Origin of the sequence: Streptomyces sp. NPDC091376 (genome assembly GCF_044757085.1) — a bacterium.
GTDB lineage: Bacteria > Actinomycetota > Actinomycetes > Streptomycetales > Streptomycetaceae > Streptomyces > Streptomyces pratisoli.
The window spans coordinates 1-2,059 of sequence record NZ_JBIVUF010000066.1; the positions used below are offsets into that span (position 1 = coordinate 1).

Genomic DNA, 2,059 nt, shown 5'->3' on the forward strand with positions numbered 1-2,059 from the left:
CAAGTGGGGGGAGTGGTACGGGATCTACCAAGTCCCCACCGGACAGACGTCCACCCGAGTCTCCCTCTTCGCGAAATACGGTCAGAACAATGTGGATGTGGTGAGTTTTGAGCCGCGTCCGCGGTTGGAGGTGGGGGCTTCTGCTGGTGCGGGGGTGGTGCAGCGTGGGGACGTGTTGGTGTTGACGTCGCGGATCGTGCATGCGGGGGGTGATGTGTTGGATGACGCGGTGTTGTCTGCGGTGGTTCCGGCTCATTCGTCGTTGGTGAAGGACAGTGTGCGGGTGAACGGGGTCGGTGTGGGGGACCGGTCCGCTGTGGTGGGGGATGTGTTGACGGTTCGTTTGGGGGAGGGTGCTTCGGCCGATGCGGGTGGGCGTATGGTCCGCGGCGAGGAGTACACCGTGACCTATGAGGTGAAGGTGGGTGGTGACGCTCCGAAGGGTGTGTCGTTCGTTCACCAGCCTCGGTTGGACTACGAGTGGATTCCCGGTGTGAAGCGCACGGTTCATTTCGATGGGGCCGAGGTTGCGTTGGCGTCGGCCGATGTGTCGGTCGGTGGGGGTTTCACCGAGGGTGGTCTGACGCCTGGTGACCCGGCGGAGTTCACGGTCGATGTCGCCAACTCCGGTCCACACGCTGCTCGCGGGACGGCTGTCGAGGTGCATGTTCCTGACGGGGTGAAGGACGCGAAGGTGTCTTCCGAGGCGGACTGTTCGGCTCCGGCCGGTGGTGTGGTCTCGTGTGATGTCGGCACGTTGGACAAGGGCGGGAAGGCGTCGGTGAAGGTCACCGGGACGGTGGCCGAGGATGTGGAGGACGCGTACGCGTTGACCGCGTCGGCCAACGCCACCACCTCCACCGACGATGTGGATCCGGCGAACAACTTCCGTTCCTTCGACGCGCGTGTGGACCATCGGGCCGACCTGGCCCTGTCCCTCGAGGCCCCGACCGCGGGTGTCGAGCCGGGTGATGAGGTGGTCTACACGGTGACGGTCGACAATGAGGGTCCCTCTCGCGCGGAGGGTGTGGAGGTCACGGACGAGTTGCCCGAGGGCATGCTGGTGAAGTCGGCCCAGACGGAGTCGGGCACGTTCGACACGGCCACGGGCAAGTGGATGGTGGGCAGTGTGGGGAGTGGGAAGTCGGCGGTGCTGACGCTGACCGGGGTGGTGCCGGCCGATCGGGACACCCTGGTGCACACCGCCGCTGTCACTGCGTCCGCGACCCCCGATCCGGAACCGGGCAACAACCGGGCCTCTACCGAGACGAAGGTCGCGCAGAAGGCTTCCCTGAAGGCCGCGTTGACGGTCGACAAGAAGGACGTCGAGCCGGGTGATGAGGTGGTCTACACGGTGACGGTCGACAATGAGGGTCCCTCTCGCGCGGAGGGTGTGGAGGTCACGGACGAGTTGCCCGAGGGCATGCTGGTGAAGTCGGCCCAGACGGAGTCGGGCACGTTCGACACGGCCACGGGCAAGTGGATGGTGGGCAGTGTGGGGAGTGGGAAGTCGGCGGTGCTGACGCTGACCGGGGTGGTGCCGGCCGATCGGGACACCCTGGTGCACACGGCCACCATCACCGCGTCCGCGACCCGTGACCCGCGCGGTGAGCCCGGGAAGGTCCCGGCACACCGCGCCACGACGGAAGTCGCGGTGACCCAGCAGGCCGACCTGCAGGTCTCCCTCACCCCCGCGTCGGCGACAGTGCCCCAGGGCGAGGAGTCCTCCCTCACCCTCTCCGTCATCAACGAAGGACCGTCCACCGCCCGGGATGCCCGGGCCACCCTGACCCTGCCCGACCATCTCAAGGACGTCACGGACGATTCCGACGGCGCGTTCGACACCAGCAGCGGCCGCTGGTCCACCGGCGACCTGCCGCCCGGCGGGAAGAAAGACCTCACCGTCACCTACCGCCCCGCCACCGAGGACGACCTGGTCTTCGAAGTGAGCCAACTAGCCTCCAACACCACCGACCCCACCCCCTGCCACGACGTCTGCACATCAGCCACCGTCAACGTCACCTCCACACCCGACCCCACCCCCACCGACCCCGAACCC

Annotated in this window: 1 pseudogene; it reads left to right on the forward strand. The window is 67.1% G+C overall.

The window, feature by feature from the left end:
• Positions 1-91: 91 nt before the first annotated feature.
• Positions 92-2,059 (forward strand): annotated as a pseudogene (locus ACIQMR_RS38325) (hypothetical protein); the annotation flags it as partial.